The 14247-nt window shown below is 66.9% G+C and carries 15 protein-coding genes and 1 pseudogene; 12 read left to right on the top strand and 4 right to left on the bottom strand.

Going from position 1 to position 14247, the window contains the following annotated elements; translation table 11 throughout:
* Positions 1-9 precede the first annotated feature (9 nt).
* On the bottom strand, positions 10-1263 hold the full coding sequence (locus ACYU8W_RS10895) for a threonine/serine exporter family protein (RefSeq protein WP_499469018.1): 1254 nt from the start codon (positions 1261-1263) through the stop codon (positions 10-12).
* Between the two features lie 7 nt (positions 1264-1270).
* The gene (locus ACYU8W_RS10890; RefSeq protein ID WP_499469016.1) at positions 1271-1858 is read right to left on the bottom strand and encodes a TetR/AcrR family transcriptional regulator; all 588 of its coding nucleotides are present in this window, start codon (positions 1856-1858) and stop codon (positions 1271-1273) included.
* 64 nt (positions 1859-1922) lie between these two features.
* Here ACYU8W_RS10890 and ACYU8W_RS10885 point away from each other — a divergent pair, with 64 nt between their 5' ends.
* Positions 1923-2432: a DUF4188 domain-containing protein gene (locus ACYU8W_RS10885; protein ID WP_499469014.1), complete on the top strand. Its 510-nt coding sequence runs from the start codon at positions 1923-1925 to the stop codon at positions 2430-2432.
* A 1-nt stretch (position 2433) separates the two neighbouring features.
* Here ACYU8W_RS10885 and ACYU8W_RS10880 read toward each other — a convergent pair whose 3' ends face one another.
* A complete protein-coding gene (locus ACYU8W_RS10880; protein ID WP_499469012.1) occupies positions 2434-3633 on the bottom strand; it encodes a DNA recombination protein RmuC in 1200 nt (399 codons plus the stop codon).
* Positions 3634-3740: 107 nt separating this feature from the next.
* Here ACYU8W_RS10880 and ACYU8W_RS10875 point away from each other — a divergent pair, with 107 nt between their 5' ends.
* The 9 genes from ACYU8W_RS10875 to ACYU8W_RS10835 all read left to right on the top strand — a co-directional run bounded on the left by ACYU8W_RS10875 (position 3741) and on the right by ACYU8W_RS10835 (position 10824).
* Positions 3741-5093: an MFS transporter gene (locus ACYU8W_RS10875; protein WP_499469010.1), complete on the top strand. Its 1353-nt coding sequence runs from the start codon at positions 3741-3743 to the stop codon at positions 5091-5093.
* 170 nt (positions 5094-5263) lie between these two features.
* Positions 5264-6037, top strand: coding sequence for a CHRD domain-containing protein (locus tag ACYU8W_RS10870; protein WP_499469008.1), 774 nt, complete (start codon positions 5264-5266; stop codon positions 6035-6037).
* Between the two features lie 34 nt (positions 6038-6071).
* Positions 6072-6797 carry a class F sortase gene (locus ACYU8W_RS10865; RefSeq protein WP_499469006.1) on the top strand — a complete coding sequence of 242 codons (726 nt, stop codon included), beginning with the start codon at positions 6072-6074 and terminating at the stop codon, positions 6795-6797.
* 16 nt (positions 6798-6813) lie between these two features.
* Positions 6814-7383 carry a hypothetical protein gene (locus ACYU8W_RS10860; protein WP_499469005.1) on the top strand — a complete coding sequence of 190 codons (570 nt, stop codon included), beginning with the start codon at positions 6814-6816 and terminating at the stop codon, positions 7381-7383.
* Positions 7384-7481: 98 nt separating this feature from the next.
* Positions 7482-8561 carry a redox-regulated ATPase YchF gene (gene ychF, locus ACYU8W_RS10855; protein WP_499469003.1) on the top strand — a complete coding sequence of 360 codons (1080 nt, stop codon included), beginning with the start codon at positions 7482-7484 and terminating at the stop codon, positions 8559-8561.
* Between the two features lie 33 nt (positions 8562-8594).
* Entirely contained in the window at positions 8595-8876 is a 282-nt protein-coding gene (locus tag ACYU8W_RS10850) for a type II toxin-antitoxin system RelE/ParE family toxin (RefSeq protein ID WP_094450848.1), read from the top strand.
* The gene (locus tag ACYU8W_RS10845; RefSeq protein WP_099195592.1) at positions 8851-9171 is read left to right on the top strand and encodes a HigA family addiction module antitoxin; all 321 of its coding nucleotides are present in this window, start codon (positions 8851-8853) and stop codon (positions 9169-9171) included. Before ACYU8W_RS10850 ends, ACYU8W_RS10845 begins: the two co-directional genes overlap by 26 nt.
* Entirely contained in the window at positions 9168-9686 is a 519-nt protein-coding gene (locus ACYU8W_RS10840) for a P-loop nucleotide/nucleoside kinase family protein (protein ID WP_499469000.1), read from the top strand. Before ACYU8W_RS10845 ends, ACYU8W_RS10840 begins: the two co-directional genes overlap by 4 nt.
* Before the next feature lie 133 nt (positions 9687-9819).
* Complete coding sequence (locus ACYU8W_RS10835) at positions 9820-10824, top strand: alpha/beta hydrolase (protein WP_499468998.1); 1005 nt, start codon at positions 9820-9822, stop codon at positions 10822-10824.
* Between the two features lie 660 nt (positions 10825-11484).
* Here ACYU8W_RS10835 and glsA read toward each other — a convergent pair.
* A complete protein-coding gene (glsA, locus tag ACYU8W_RS10830; RefSeq protein WP_499468996.1) occupies positions 11485-12459 on the bottom strand; it encodes a glutaminase A in 975 nt (324 codons plus the stop codon).
* 297 nt (positions 12460-12756) lie between these two features.
* Between glsA and ACYU8W_RS10825 the strand changes: the two are divergent.
* A pseudogene (locus ACYU8W_RS10825) lies at positions 12757-13212 on the top strand (hypothetical protein); the annotation flags it as partial.
* 95 nt (positions 13213-13307) lie between these two features.
* On the top strand, positions 13308-14156 hold the full coding sequence (gene murQ / locus ACYU8W_RS10820; protein WP_499469092.1) for an N-acetylmuramic acid 6-phosphate etherase: 849 nt from the start codon (positions 13308-13310) through the stop codon (positions 14154-14156).
* The last annotated feature ends 91 nt before the right edge of the window (positions 14157-14247 follow it).

The following is a 14247-nucleotide window of genomic DNA, read 5'->3' as shown; positions in this document are numbered from 1 at the left end:
GCCAAAGCTTCAGCCGGCGGCGGCACTCACCCGCCGGGACTGCGCCGCGACGTAGGCCAGGCGCACCCAACGGGCCAGCGTCGTGCCGATCACCAGGCCGAGGGCGACAGCGAGGATCACGCCGGCCGCGAGAGCTGCGGTGGGACCGGACAGCTGCGGTTCCAGCCCGAGTTGAGCGACCGAGACCAGGCCGATCGACCCTGGCACGAGCAGCCAGAAGCTCGGTAGAAAGAGCACCATGCGTGGCAACCCCCGGCGAAGCACTGCGACAGACCACGCAGTGACGCTCGCAACGATCGCGCCCACGAAGGCACCGGTCCAGGCAGTGTTCGTCAGCGCTTGGGTGATCAGCTGAGCGGTCATCGTCGCGGCGAGCACCAACAGCACCCAGGGCGCGATGGTCCGAGGCACGGACTCCTGCAAGCAGATCCCGGCGGTCACCAGCAGCAGTCCGAGAGTCGGGCTCCACCAGCCGAGGTCGTCGGTGCGGGCGTTCTGCAGGGCTCCGGCGTCGACGTCCAACAGTGCAGCGGCGCCGACGATGCCGATTGCAAACATCACCAATTGCGTTGCGCCCGAAGTCAATCGGGCTGTTCCGCTGACGACCGCACCATTGACCAGCTCAGAGAGGCCGGTCACGATCGTTGCGCCGGGAAGCAAGACCGCCACCGGCGGCAGGAGGGTGCGCAATGGACTTGCCACGTAACCGTGTCGGTACGCCCAGAACGCGACGAGCGAGACTCCGAACGCGGCCACGCATGGAAGGAGGGCAGCGGGTAGCAGCCCACGTCCCGTGCCGCGCATGAGCATCGCGACGAACGGCGACATGAGTGCTCCGAACGCGACCGCTGCCCAGGACGGTTGCAGGATGAGGGCCAGCCCGACGCCGACGCACAGACCGCCGAAATACATCCCGCTGACGGGGTGTCGGTGCGGCTGGGCGCGAAGGCCCCGCAAGCGCAGAAGGGCTTCATCCGGATCCATCGAACCGGCCAGAAGGCCTTGCTGGATCGCAGCGACCGCTGCGGACTGATCGAGACGCAGCGGACCCTCGACGGACTCATAGGTCGCGGGTGTGCCGTGGCCGAGCGACAGCGCCACGCCGACCGGCTGCGCGTGCAGCTGGACGCCCGGGTGTCCGAGTCGAGTGGCGATGACCCGAATATCCCGCTCGACCTCATGCGATCCGGCGCCGCCGGCGATGAGTGCTGCAGACAGGTACACCAGCAGTTGGCGCACCTGGTCGTCACTGGCTCGGTTCACCCGCCGATTATTGCGGAGGGTCCGGCGCCCAACCGCGCAGCAGGGCGGCCTCGACCGCGCGGTAGAGCGATTCGTCAGCCAGTCCCTGGCTCTCCAGCGAGACGGCGCCGTGCACGGCGGCCCAGATGGCGCGAGCGATGAGCTCGGGATCCTCGGGGCGCAGCATGCCGGCGTCGACTGCTCGTGCGACGCGAGCGACCAAGGGGGCGAGGGCGCGCTCACCCGCCTGAATCGTGCGACCGGTCTCGACCGGTTGGCCCAGACGTCCGCCGAAGATGACCGCGTAGAGGGCAGGGCGTCGGATGGCCCATCGTCGATAGGCGTCGCTCAGCGATCGGAGATCGACCAGTGGATCATCGCTCAGCGGTGCGGACTCCTGGGCTGCGGCGAAGCTGGAGAGGGCGTCCACGACGGCGGCCTCGATCAGTTCGTTCTTTCCGCCGAACAAGGTGTAGATGGCGTTCGTCGAGGTCCCGGCGGCGCCGGCGACGCGCCGCAGCGACAGGCTGTCTGCGCCACCGTCGGCCAGTTGCTCGGTCGCGACACCGATCAGTCCGGTTCGCAGCGCATCGTCGTACACCTGGGGTCTTGCCATACCTCGAATCATCTCATAACCTTGTTTTATAACGTTGTTCTGAAACTCGAAGAGGTGGTGCACGATGGCACGGACGGGCAGCGGAATCCACTGCGGCCGATACACGAACCAGCCGGTCGACGCAGCGGTCGTGTTCTTGATCGGTATGCGGTTCAACGCGATTCATCGGCCGGATCGGTGGGCGCCGGTCTTCGCCGCGATGCCGAAGATGCTGAAGTACCTCGCGCAGCGGCCCGAGGTGGGGATGATGGCGTACGACCTGTGGTTCGGCCGTACCACGCTCGCGCTGACCTACTGGCGCTCCGTGCAGCACCTGCAGGACTTCGCCTCCGACCGTGAGGCTCCCCACCTCGAGCCGTGGCGCGCGTTCATGCGGCGCGTCGGCGACGACGGCACGGTCGGCATCTGGCACGAGACCTACGAGATCTCGCCCGGCAGTCACGAGACGGTCTACGCGAACATGCCGGCGTTCGGGCTCGGTAAGGCCGTCGGGGTTCGACCGGTCGGGGCGGGCACCACGACGGCTCGCCGGCGCATGCAGGAAGCCGGAACCGGCAGGCAGCCCGCCGGCTGAATCAGGCCGATTCGGAGCCGCGCTGCGTGCTCGGTGGGGCACCGAAGTCGAGGGCCGGTCGGCCGACCTCGTCGTCGAGCGCGTCGATGAGTTCAGCGGCGGTCAGCGGACGCGGTGCCTGCTCGATCGGCGGCACGTCGGGCACCGGCTCGGAAGCAAGACCCAGCGACTCCATCCGCCGCGCGGACACCAACACACGTGCTTCGAGAGTGCCGACCATCGCGTTGTACGCCTCGACCGACCGGCGCAACGAGTCGCCCATGCGATGGGTGTGCCTGCCCAGGGTGCCGAGGCGTTCGTACAGCTCGCGTCCGATCGTGAGCAGTTCTTGGGCATTGGACTCCAGCGCGTCCTGACGCCATACCAGCGCCGTGGTCTGCAGGGCACTCAGCAAGGTGGCGGGGGAGACCAGCAGCACCCGGCGGCCCATCGCGCGATCGATCAGGTCGGGGTCGGTACGGACCGCCGCCGCGAGGATCGCCTCGGACGGCACGAAGCACAGCACCGCCTCGGGCGTCGTCGCGAAGCCGCTCCAGTAGTCCTTGGCCGACAGCGCGTCGACGTGTCCACGAAGTGCCGTGCTGTGGGTGCGCAGCAGACGCTCGCGCTCGGTGTCGTCGACCTCGCCGGACTGCGCCGCGAGGAAGTGCTGGATCGGTGCCTTCGAATCGACCACGAGCACTTTGCCACCGGGCAGGCGGACGACGGCGTCCGGACGAATGTCTTTGCCGTGCCTACTGATTGCGCGCACCTGTTCGTCGAAGTCGCAGTGCTTGATCAGACCGGCATGCTCAAGCACCCGGCGCAGTTGCATCTCACCCCAGGCCCCGGAGGTGTTCGAGGACTTGAGCGCACCGGCGAGCACCGCGGTCTGCTGATGCAGCGCGCCGGTGGTTTCGTTGACCGCGCGCAGTTGTGCACCGAGGGCGCCGTACTGCGACGCGCGGTCGCGTTCGAGCGCCTCCACCTGGCGCTCCACCCGGGCGAGCGTCGAGGAGAGCGGGGCGAGTGCCTGGGCGGTCTGCTGGTCTTCACCCAGCGCTGCTTCGAGGTCGATCACCCTCTCGCGCAGCAGCCCGGCCTCGGTGGTCGCGCCCACCACGCGCGCCTCGTACCGCGTGCGCAACCAGGACCACAGCACCGCTGCGGCCACCGCAACACCGACGACCATGCCGAGGACGAAGAACCCGATCTGACTCATGACTTCAGCCTCGCATCGACCACCGACAAGCACCGTAGGTGGCGAACTGCCGCACGCGAGTCACCGGGGCGATAGATTTCGCACCGCACCCGCACCCAGGAGGACCCATGTCCAGCGCCGTCAGCACTGAGGGCACCAAGAGCGTCGCCGCCGGCGAGCTCACCCGCAGCCAACGGCTCGACCGGTTGCCGTTCAACAAACTGCACGGACGGTTGCTCGGCGGCTCCGGCATCGGCTGGGCCCTCGACGCCATGGACGTCGGACTGATTTCCTTCCTAATGGTCGCCATCAAGCAGGAGTGGGGCCTGTCGACCGCGGAGATCTCCTGGATCGCGTCCGTCGGCTTCATCGGCATGGCCGTGGGCGCGTCGATGGGCGGATACCTCGCCGACCGCATCGGCCGGCGTAACGTCTTCGCGCTCACCTTGATCGTCTACGGCCTGGCGACCGGGTTCTCGGCGTTGTCGACCGGTTTCTGGATGCTCATCGTGTTCCGCTTCGTGATCGGCCTGGGCCTCGGCGCTGAATTGCCGGTCGCGTCCACGTTGGTCAGCGAGTACGCGCCGGCTCGGATCCGGGGGCGCATGGTCGTGTTGTTGGAAGCCTTCTGGGCGGTCGGCTGGATCCTCGCCGCGCTCATCGGCTACTACGTCGTGCCGCAGGAGAACGGCTGGCGCTGGGCGCTCGTGCTCGGTGTCGTCCCAGCGCTGTATGCGATCTACGTCCGCCGGGGACTGCCGGAATCAGTGCGCTTCCTGGAGAAAGCCGGACGGATCGACGAGGCGGAAGCGTCGGTGCGGCGCTTCGAGGAGGCGTCCGGGATAGAACCCGTGCCGTCACCGACACCGCCGCCCGCTGCGAAACCGTCGATCAAAGCGTTGTGGGAGAAGCGTTTTGCCGGACGCACGGTCGCGCTTTGGCTCACCTGGTTCGGGGTGAACTTTTCCTACTACGGGGCCTTCCTGTGGATCCCGACCTTCCTGGTCGCGCAGGGTTTCCCGATGGCGAAGTCGTTCGAGTTCACGCTGTGGATCACGCTCGCCCAGTTGCCCGGCTATGCGGTTGCTGCAGTGCTGATCGAGAAGATCGGACGCCGGTTCACCCTCGCCACCTTCTTGCTCGGGTCGGCGGCCTCGGCCATCGCGTTCGGGCAATCGAGTTCGGAGTCGGCGATCCTGCTGACCGGCTGCCTACTGTCGTTCTTCAACCTCGGTGCGTGGGGTGCGCTCTACGCGGTCACCCCCGAGGTCTACCCGACGACGATGCGTGCCACGGGCAGCGGCAGCGCGACGGCGTTCGGCCGGATCGCGTCCATCATCGGCCCGTTGCTCGTGCCGTGGGTGCACGATAACTACGGCACCGGCACGACCTTCGTCCTGATCGCGGTGTCATTCGCCGTGGCGATGTTCGCGGCCCTCGGACTGCCGGAATGGAAGGGCAGAGAGCTGCAGAGCAACTGATCGAGACGGGGTTCGTCCGAGACGAAGGAAAATTGTTCCAATCCGTTTCCCACCCCGCTCCGAATCACTGGAGCAAGGCCGGGAACGAGCACCGCGGCAGTCACCGCGCACGAGGCTCCCGAGTCTGAACGGTCGACACCGCGTCGGCCGCATTCCAGGAAGGCCGAACGATGAATTCCAAGATGCTTCTCCTCGCTCCGATCGCCGCACTCGCGGCGGGTGCGACAGTGCTGCCGGTAGCTCAGGCCGACACGGGTTGGACCTATGAGGCCAACCTTGCCCCGATGAACGGGTCCGGTGCGTCCGGCTCGCTCTGGCTCACGCTGCAGGGCAACCAGGCCACGGTCACCCAGAAGGTGTCGGGCCTGGCAAGTACGTTCATGGATGCGCCGTACCCGCACGTTCAGCACATCCACGGCGGCGCGATGGGCATGTGCCCCGACACGTCCGCAGACAGCAACGGTGACGGCGTGGTCAGCACCACCGAAGGCGCTCCGCACTACGGCGGCATCGTCACCACGCTTTCGGTCAAGGGCGACACCAGCCCGGCCGCCGGCGTCGACGTCAAAGCGGCGCCCACCGGCTCCGAGTACACCTACAAGCGCACAATCTCCCTCGACGCCAAGTCGGTGGAGGCGCTGAAGAAGGGGACCGCCGTGGTCGTCGTCCACGGGCTCGACCCGGCGAAGATCCCGGCGGCCGCACGAGCTGCGAAGAGCGACCTCGTGCCGTCCCTGCCGCTGGCCGCCACATCGCCGGCACTGTGCGGAAAGCTCAACCGCTCGCAGATGAACGACATGCCTGACGGCGGTGTGCCGACCGGTGGTGGCAGCACCGCCAGCGGTTCGGGTGACACCGGCGCGTACTACGCCGGTGGCGGAGCGCTGCTCATGGGCGCGGGTGCGTTGCTGGTGACGCGTCGACGCTTCAGCAAGCAGCACTGAGCCCCGAACAGCGATCCGACGAGCGGAGATAGTCATGAGAACCCAGCTGTCCGGGCCGATGGGAAGAAGTCTCGTCCTGGTGGTCGCGGTACTCATGGCGCTCGTCGGATCGCTGCTGGTGGTGCACGCCCTGCGGGCCCCCGCACCGCCCAGTTCCCCTTCGGCCGCCGCATCGTTGCCGGCGGCTGAAGGGGAGCCGTCCACCGCGCCGGCGCCTTCCACCCCCGGGCAGGGGCCCGCGTCCGGTTCGGGGGCGGCCGCTCCCAAGGCGACGAAGGGTCCGGTCATCAGCCGGTCGCGGCCGGTTCGGCTCGATGCGCCGGCGATCTCGATGAGCCGCGAGCCCCTTACTTCTTATGGACTGGACGCCGACGGTGTCGTGGCCATTCCACCCGCTGACCTGCAGACGCCCGCCGGCTGGCTCGACCGCTCGCCGACACCCGGTGAGATCGGCCCTTCTGTCATTGTCGGCCACGTCGACTCGCAGAAAGCCGGACCTTCCGTTTTCTATCGCTTGGGTGAGTTGAAGCCGGGTGAGACCGTGTCGGTCACCCGCGCCGATGGCATCGTCGCGGTGTTCCGGGTCGAAGGGGTGGAGCAGTACCACAAGGCGGAGTTCCCAACCCTGAAGGTCTACGGAAATCTCGATCACGCCGGGCTGCGGTTGATCACCTGCGGCGGCAAGTTCGACCGGTCGGTCGGCCATTACGAGGACAACATCGTGGTTTACGCGCGGTTGATGAGTTCGCACCGTGCGTGACCGGACGGAGGGAATCATGCGCCGCGCACCGATACTCGCACTGACTTTGCTCGCGCTCACCGGATGCGCTTCTTCAGCACAATCGTCGTCGACCCAGGCGGCCACGCCGCCGAGCGCGGTCGCGAAGAGCTCGGGGGGCACGTCGTCCGGCGCTGCGCCGGACGCCGCCTCGATGGTGTGCGGGCCGGAGATCCAGGACAGCCTGCAGCGACATCTGCAACTCGGGTCCAAACCCCGGGGGACGAGCACTTGGGACGGCGAGCAGTTCGTGTGCACCTTCCGGCTGGCGGACGGCCCGCTGGTACTCACCGTGCTGGCCCACCAGTCGCCGACCGCCGCGACCCAGAGCCTTGCGCAGCAGCGTTCGAGCATCGCCGGCTCCCGCCCGATCACCGGGCTCGCGGCCTTCGGTCTGCCTGCGGCTCAGGCCGACCCGGGCATCGTCCTGTTCGCCAGGGACGCGTTCACCCTTCGCGTCGACAGCACCGGGATGGACGATCCGATCGGGCCGTTCAAGCGCAGCCGGGTGGAGTTCGCCTACTCCATCGCGGCCGACGTCATTGCGTGCTGGAAGGAACATCACTGAACATCACCGAACCTCCCCGACCATCACCGGGCGGGGATGCGGTGCTGGGTGCGTGCACGTGCAGGGCATGGCGGAGCGGTCGGTAGACTCCTTGTCCCGTGGCCCTCACCATCGGAATCGTCGGACTGCCCAACGTCGGCAAGTCCACCATGTTCAACGCTCTGACCAAGAACAATGTGCTCGCCGCGAACTACCCGTTCGCGACCATCGAGCCCAATGTCGGTGTCGTCCCGTTGCCCGACCCGCGGCTGAAGGTGCTTGCCGGAATCTTCGGTTCCGCGCAGATCCTTCCCGCGACGGTCTCGTTCGTCGACATCGCCGGCATCGTCAAGGGCGCCTCGGTGGGTGAGGGGCTGGGCAACAAGTTCCTGGCCAACATCCGCGAGGCCGACGCCATCTGTCAGGTGGTGCGCGCCTTCGTCGACGACGACGTCCACCACGTCGACGGCAAGGTCGAACCATCGTCCGACCTGGAGACGATCAACACCGAGCTCATCCTGGCCGACCTGCAGACCTTGGAGAAGGCCGTGCCGCGTCTGGAGAAGGAGGTCAAGGGCAAGAAGACCGACAAGGCCGTCCTGGACGCCGCCTTCGCCGCCCAGAAGATCCTGGAGACCGGTGACCCGCTGTCCAAGCACCCGGGCGAGATCGACCTCGAAGCCGTCCGCGAACTCGGTCTGCTGACCACCAAGCCGTTCATCTACGTCTTCAACGTGGACGAGGACCAGCTCACCGACGATGACTTCCAGGCGAAGATGCAGGAACTCGTCGCTCCCGCCGACGCGATCTTCCTGAACGCCAAGCTGGAGTCCGAGGTCGCCGAACTGGACGACGCCGAAGCGCGTGAGTTGCTGGAATCGGTCGGCATCGAGGAACCGGGTCTGGATCAGTTGGCGCACAAAGGTTTCAACACTCTCGGCCTACAGACCTATCTGACGGCAGGTCCGAAGGAGGCCCGCGCCTGGACCATCCGCAAGGGCTGGACCGCGCCGCAGGCCGCCGGTGTCATTCACACCGACTTCCAGAAGGGCTTCATCAAGGCCGAGGTCATCTCCTTCGACGACCTCGTCGAGACCGGCTCCGTCGCCGAGGCCCGGGCGAAGGGCAAGGCCCGCATGGAGGGCAAGGACTACGTCATGCAGGACGGCGACGTGGTGGAGTTCCGGTTTAACGTCTAGCGTTAATGACGCACCCCGTTATATACTGGTCGAGTGATCAGATCGTTCGGCAGCAAGGACACCGAGCGCATCTGGCATGAGCAGTACGTCAAGCGCGTTGACCGGACGGTGCAGAGGGCGACCTTGCGGAAGCTCGAGCTGATTCATGCGGCGAAGGATGTCGAGGACCTCAGGGTCCCGCCAGGTAACCGCCTGGAGCGTCTGGTCGGTGACCGACGCGGGCAGCACAGCATCCGCGTGAACGCGCAATGGCGTCTCTGCTTCGTCTGGAGAGATGGAGGTGCGGACAATGTCGAACTCGTCGACTACCACTGAGGACGACCTGATCGAGCCGATCCACCCGGGGGAGATCCTGATGGAGGACTTCATCGAGGGCTTCGGGATCACGCAGAACAAGCTTGCCGTGTCCATCGGTGTGCCGCCGCGCCGGATCAACGAGATCGTGCACGGCAAGCGGGGGATCACCGCTGATACGGCGATCCGTCTGGCGCGCTACTTCGGAACGTCCGAGGAGCTCTGGATGAATCTGCAGTCGAACTACGAGCTCCGGCTCGAGCGCCGTGCACTGCGCGACAAGGTTGCCGCGATCACGCCGTTGCATGTCGCATGACCGGGCATCTCATCGTGATCTCCGGCCTTCCCGGCGTCGGAAAGACAAGCGTGGCCGAGATCATCGCGGCGAGCACGGGGTCGGTCCACCTGTCCATCGACGCCGTCGAGGAGTCGCTCCTTGCATGCGGTCTGCCGGCAGGGTGGGAAGTAGGTGTCGCGGCGTACGAGGCGGCGCGTGCAATGGCGGAGCAGAATCTGCGGCTCGGTCACGATGTCGTCGTTGATGCGGTCAACGACAGTGACGAGGCTCGGCAGACATGGCGGACGGCGGCCTCGCGAACAGGTGCACGCATCGAGTTCGTGTACCTCACGATCTCCGATGCGCGGGAGCATGAGCGAAGGCTCCGCGGCAGGGATCGCGGACTCACCCACGTCGGCGAGCCGACCTGGTCGGACGTGCAGCGCCGTCGCGCTGATTACGCCGCGTGGTCCGATGAGGTCGTGGAGTTCGATACGGCTGCGCGGACTGCGGACGAGGTCGCAGACGCGCTCGCTGCGCATCTCGGCGCGTAATGAGGGAACGTCATCGCTGATGGTTCTCCGTGTCGGAACGCAGTTGAATTCAGGTTCAATGTCTAATACAGGCTTCTGACCCACCTACCTGCGCATCAGTCCCTGACACCGGGCACTCCCGTAACATTGCGGGATGTATGGGGCGCTTTCGAAGGGTCGAGCGAAGGTGCCACCGGCACGGACTGGCCGACTTGACTCCACGGACCGCCGGTACGAGCCTTTCGTGCGCCTCGTCCCTGCACCAGTGCGGCGGGTGGCCTCGTCGTGGAGGTGGGATGCGCCGGACGGGGGTGGTTCGTGGGACCTGCACATCGAGCACGTGGGTGCCCCGACGGCTTCGGTCCGAATGCTGCTGGTCCATGGAGCGGGAGGGAACGCGGCGGCGATGTGGCCCTACGCTGCACACCTGAGTCGCCTGGGCGCTCGGGTTACGGTGGTCGATCTGCCCGGTTACGGGCGAACGATCCGGGTGCGGCGTGGACGCCGCAGCGTCAGTTATGGCGACTGGCAGCAGCTGCTCGTCGATCTCGTGGGTCGCGAGCATGACGAGCGGCCACTTGTCCTCGTCGGGGCGAGCATGGGTGGTGCCCTCGCGGTCGACACCGCTGCAGTGACCGGACTTGCCAAGCGGGTCATCGCGACCTGCCTGCTCGACCCGACTCGGCCGGGCATCGCTGCCGCCATCGTGCGAGCCCCGTGGATAGCGCGGCTGGGATTGCCACTGCTGCAGTTCGCCCGGGGGCCAGCGGCGAATCCACGGATCCCGGTCCGCGTGCTGACCCCTATGTCTGCGATTTCGAACGACCCTGGCCTCAGTCATGCAGTGCTCACCGACCCGTGCGGCGGTGGTGGCGCGATGCCGGTGGGCTGGTACCGCTCGTTCCTCGATGCAGGTCCGGCTATTCCACCCGAGCAATACCAAGGACCACCGGTCGTGCTGTTGCATCCGGCCGAGGATCGTTGGACTATGCCGGAGCTCAGCCTCGACTACCTTGGTCGGCTTCACGGCAAGACCCGGGTCGTGATGCTTCCTGGCTGCGGCCACTTCCCCCTCGAGGAGCCCGGCTTCCAGGTCCTCCTGGACGAGGTTTCGGATGAGATGGAACAGGTGCTGGATGACCAGCGGAGAGGCAGCTGAGTCGGCCATGCGCGGTGAGGGACCGTAGCCCTGAGACCGGTCTGGCCCGGTGAGGCGTGCATGCGTTCCTAGCCGTGGCGACGCCGTGGAGTTCCGCTTCAATGTCTAAAGTTGCTCGCCTTCGCGCGTGACGATTTCCGATCGGGATCACCGGTGTGCAGGTGCCCGCTGTGTCGATCGCCGAGGGCGAGTCGCCTGAGGATGCCGTCGTACGCGAGGTGGAGGAGGAGGGGGGCCGGCATCACGGCCAGGATCGTTCGCTCGCTCGGACTTGAGTCGTACGACATGTGGCCCGCAAAGCCCGAGGTTAACGAACGGCACTTCTTCCAGCTCGTCAATTGGACGTGCTGGTAGATGTCGCTGGGGGATGCTCGCGTTCTCTGCGTAGGCCTTGGCGCACGCCTTGGAAGCACTGCGAGCGATGGTGGCCTCAAAGGTTACCCTGCGCCTGCATGACTTACTGGTCCCTTGCTGGGAGGGTCGACGCACCCCTGAGGTAGGTACGTACCTACAGGAGGCTCGGCCATGACGACGATGAGCGCACGCGAGCTCAATCGCGACGTCAGTGCGGCCAAGCGGGATGCTGTGCGGGGTCCGGTGGTGATCACGGATCGCGGCGAGCCGGCGTTCGTCCGGCTCTCGATCGAGGAGTTCAGCCGGCTACTTCTTCTTCGACAACCGGTGCCAGAGCGTGTCCTGACGGTGCGGGTCGTCGAGCAGGTGCAGGTCGAGTTCGTCGCTGAGGCGCTCGAAGGCCGCACGGCCGCGGACGCTGGTGCCGTGGGCGTCCAGCCGCGGTGAATAGGTGGCCAGACCGGCGCGGCCGGGGAGGGCACCGACGATCGAACCGGCGACACCGCTCTTGGCAGGAATGCCGATCTCGGACATCCAGTCGCCGGCCGAGTCGTACATGCCGCAGGTCATCATCACGCTCATCGCCTGACGGGCGACGTGGACGGGCACGATCTGTTCCTCGGTGCCGGGCCGGTAACCGCCGTTGGCCAGGGTCGCCGCCATCGTCGCAAGATCGCGAACGGTCACCAGGATCGAGCACTGGCGGGTGTAGCCGGTCACCACTTCGAACGGGTCGTCCGGCAGCACGTCCTCGGCCCGCAGCATGTGAGCGATCGCGAGGTTCCGATTCGCCTGTGCGAGTTCGTCTTTCGCGGCGTCTTCGTCGACCGTGAGTTTGCGTCCGGCCATCGCGGACAGCCGCTCCACGATGCGGTCGACCCGTTCTTCCGGCTTCGCCTTGGCTCCTGCGACGAGGCCGTGGATGGTCAGTGCGCCGGCGTTGATCATCGGATTGCGCGGACGCTTGCTCTCGGGTTCGACCGAGACGACGTTGTACGCCTCGCCGGACGGTTCGACGTCAACAGCGCGCAACACTTCGCCGATTCCGCTCTCCTCCAACGCAATTGCGTAGACGAAAGCCTTCGACACCGACTGGATGGTGAACTCGTGCTCGTCATCGCCCGCCGAGTGGATCTCGCCGTCCGTGGTGCACAGTGCCGCGCCGAAGAGTCCGGGGTCGGCCTCGGCGAGCGCCGCCGGTACCTGCTCGACCTCGCCGCCGGCTTCATCCCGCAGTTCGTCCAGCGTGCGTGCGAGGTACTCGTCGAAGTTCTCAGCCATCGTTCGAGCCTACGGTCGGAGACAGCCGATCAGGACATCGAGCGTGGCGGGTGTTCAGGGTGTTGCCCAGCCGGACCCAGGAAGTGATGAGCGCACCCTCCGCACCGGTATCGGCCGCAGGCCTGCGGACGCGTTGACGCGCGTCGAGCGCGTTGACGTGGCGGCGCGCCAGTTCTGAGGGTGCCGGCGGTCTTCACCGCTGCACGATTCACCCGGACGGCTTGATTCGGTCTCGCTGTTGTGAACGAATGCTCCAGGTGACCAGGTATCCCAGGCGTCCGCGACCGGCTTGACGTGATGAACGGCGTCCTCACCTTCGACCTCGGAAAGACCGGATGCCGGGTTGCGCTCTGGCGCAACGGTATTCACGTCGGTATGGCGGAGGGTCCGGGTGCCGTGGGCGTCGCCGATCCGGACGGCGTCGACCAGGCTGTGGCCAGTACGAAGGAAGCCCTCGACCGATTGCAGACACGGTGCTCGCTCGGTGATGTCGGCGCCGTCGCTGTCGGTCTTGCCGGCATGGCGAGTGCGCCACACCGGCGTGTCGAACTGCTGCACAGGCTGGAGGGCCAACACCCCGGCGCGACCGTGTTGGTGACGAGTGACGCCGTGCTGTCCCATGGCGGCGCGCTGGCCGAGAACGCAGGAGTCGTACTCGCCGCAGGTACCGGCGCCACCGCGCTCGCGGTCGCCGCCGACGGGCACTATTGCCGCGTCGACGGTTGGGGGTACCTGCTCGGTGACGCCGGAAGCGGTTACGCCATCGGACGGGCCGGTCTCGAACAGGTGTTGCGTGAGCACGACGGACGAGGTGGCAGCCCCGGCCTGATGCGTCGCGCACGCGAACGCTGGCCGGATCTGAGCACGTTGCCCTCGTCGGCGCCCAACTCGAGCAGGACCGCGGTGTCAGCGCGGCCGTCGAAGCCGCCGCACCGCAAATCACGGCAGCACTGGAGGTCATCGTCGAGCGACTCGAAACCGGTGGACGGCTGCTGTACGCCGGAGCCGGCACACCAGCGCGGCTCGCGGTGCTCGACGCCGCCGAATGCCTGCCCACGTTCGGCGCGGGCCCCGAGACCGTCCTGGCGATCATGGCCGGGGGAGAACGAGCGCTCACCCGTGCGGTCGAGGGCGCTGAGGACGACGCCGACCAGGGTGCGCGTGACATGCACATGGCTCTGGTGAGCGAGCGCGACGTGCTGGTGGTGATCAGCGCATCGGGGCGCACGCCCTACGTGCTCGGCGCAGCCGCCGCGGCGAAGCAGGTCGGTGCTGCGACCGTCAGCATCGTCAACAACGCGGGCACTGCCGTCGCAGACGCGGTCGACCTTCCCATCGAGGTGCTGACCGGTCCCGAGTTCGTCACCGGATCGACGCGATTGAAAGCGGGTACCGCGCAGAAGCTGGTGCTCAACATGCTCTCGACCATCGCGATGATCCGTCTCGGCAAAGTGCACGGCACGCTCATGGTCGACGTAGTGGCGACCAACGCGAAGCTGCAACGTCGCGCCTTGCGCATCGTGACGGAGACGACCGGCACCGACGACGCCACCGCCGCTGCGGCGCTCGCAGCCTGTGACGGCAACGCGAAGTCGGCCATTGCCGCCGTACTGCTGGACATCCCGGCCGAGGAGGCAGTGCGTCGGCTCGCTGCGGTGGGCGGACATCTCGCGCGTGTCCTGAGCGGCGGCGAATAGCCGGTCACACGGGAATTGCGCTGCGCCGGAATCGGTTTCAGGTATTCGTCCGTAACAGGCGCCGAAAGGTCGCCGGGGTGATGGAATGGAC

It is taken from the genome of Yimella radicis (assembly GCF_054778255.1).
The sequence above is the reverse complement of the archived record's forward strand: the minus strand, read 5'-3'. Positions and strand labels throughout refer to the sequence as shown.